Here is a 1,787-nt window from a genome sequence, read left to right on the forward strand (position 1 = left end):
GGTCGGGGTGGGGGTATCACCACGAGTCATCTCGTTGAGAGAACCCCCACCCGGCGCTGGCGCGCCGACCTCCCCCGCAAGCGGGAGAGGTGAAGCGAGCTTGCCGCCAGACCGAATCTCATTCTCACACCGACCATAGCCAGCGGAGGCTCGCCAAGGCAGCTACAGATCAGTACAATACCGGAAAACTGTATGGGCAAAGGTAGGCATACACTTGCAACAACAATCCGATGCACCAAAGGCGACGCGGACCACCGACGTGATGAACGCGATCCGCGCCAAGGTGGCGAGCCGCGCGCTGGTCGTCGACGACCGCCTGCCCTCGATCCGCGGCCTGGCCGCGACCATGGGCGTGTCGCCCTCCACCGTCGTCGAAGCCTATGACCGCCTCGTCGCCGAGGGCCTGATCCGCGCCCGGCCCGGCTCCGGCTTCTACGTTTCGTCCGCGGCGCTGCCGCCGCTCGCGCTCGCCAAGGACCAGCCGCAGCGCGACCGCGCGGTCGATCCCTTCTGGGTGTCGCGGCAATCGCTCGATGCCGAGACGGGCGCGCTCAAACCCGGCTGCGGCTGGCTGCCGGCCGAGTGGATGCCGACGGAGGCGCTGCGGCGCGCGTTGCGCGGCCTGGCGCGGGCCGACGACGCCGTGCTCTCCGACTACGGCGCGACGCGCGGCTCGCTCGCGCTGCGCCGGATCCTGATGGCGCGGTTTGCCGATGAGGGAATCGAGGTGCCGCCCGAGCAGCTCTTGCTGACCGCGTCCGGCACGCAGGCGATCGATCTCGTCTGCCGCTTCCTGCTGCGGCCGGGCGACACCGTGCTGGTCGACGATCCCTGCTACTTCAATTTCCGGGCCCTGCTGCGCGCGCATCAGGTTCGCATCGTCAGCGTGCCCTATACGGCGTCGGGGCCCGATGTCGCGAGCTTCGAGGCGACACTGGCCGCCGAGCGGCCGCGGCTCTATGTCACCAACTCGGCACTGCATAATCCGACCGGCGCGACGCTGTCGCCGCAGACCGCGCACCGCGTGCTGAATGCCGCCACAGCCTACGATCTCACCATCGTCGAGGACGACATCTTTGCGGACTTCGAGCCGGAGCCTTCGGCGCGGCTCGCCGCGCTCGATGGCCTGAGCCGCGTGATCCGGATCGGCAGCTTCTCCAAGACGCTGTCGGCATCAGTGCGTTGCGGCTTCATCGCCGCGCGCGCGGACTGGATCGAGGATCTCGTCGATCTCCAGGTCGCGACCGGTTTCGGCGGCCCGAGCGCGGTCGCCACCGAGATCATCGCCAGCGTGCTGTCGAGCGGTTTCTATCGCAAGCACGTCGAGGAGCTGCGCCGGCGCCTTGCCCGCGCCCGCCGCGACGTCGGCGACAAATTGCAGCGCATCGGCGTCACACCCTGGCTGATGCCGCGCGGCGGCTTCTATCTGTGGTGCCGTCTGCCCCACGGGTGCGATTCCGCCGACGTGGCGCGGCTGGCGCTCGCAGACAATGTCGTCCTGGCGCCGGGCAACGTGTTCAGCGCCTCGCAGACGGCCGCCGCCTTCATGCGCTTCAACGTCGCGCAATGCCGCGACCCGAAGCTGATGCCGACCTTGCAGCGGGCGATCGGGCGCTAGACCAGGATGAGTTGGGATGAACGTCTCGAGGCAGACTGGTTCTACCTCTCCCGCCTGCGGGGGTCGAGACGAGCGAAGCTCGCTCTTAGGTCGTATTGCATCGAAGATGCAATACGGCCGGGGGCTCTCTCCACGATGTGATCCCTGGAGAGAGCCCCCACCCCAACCC

The 1,787-nt window shown here is 68.3% G+C and carries 1 protein-coding gene; it reads left to right on the top strand.

What is annotated here, in order from left to right:
* Positions 1-262: 262 nt before the first annotated feature.
* A complete protein-coding gene (locus tag AC1VNY_RS42360; RefSeq protein WP_482409648.1) occupies positions 263-1,618 on the top strand; it encodes an aminotransferase-like domain-containing protein in 1,356 nt (451 codons plus the stop codon).
* The last annotated feature ends 169 nt before the right edge of the window (positions 1,619-1,787 follow it).

The sequence above is a fragment of the Bradyrhizobium ferriligni genome (assembly GCF_056837965.1).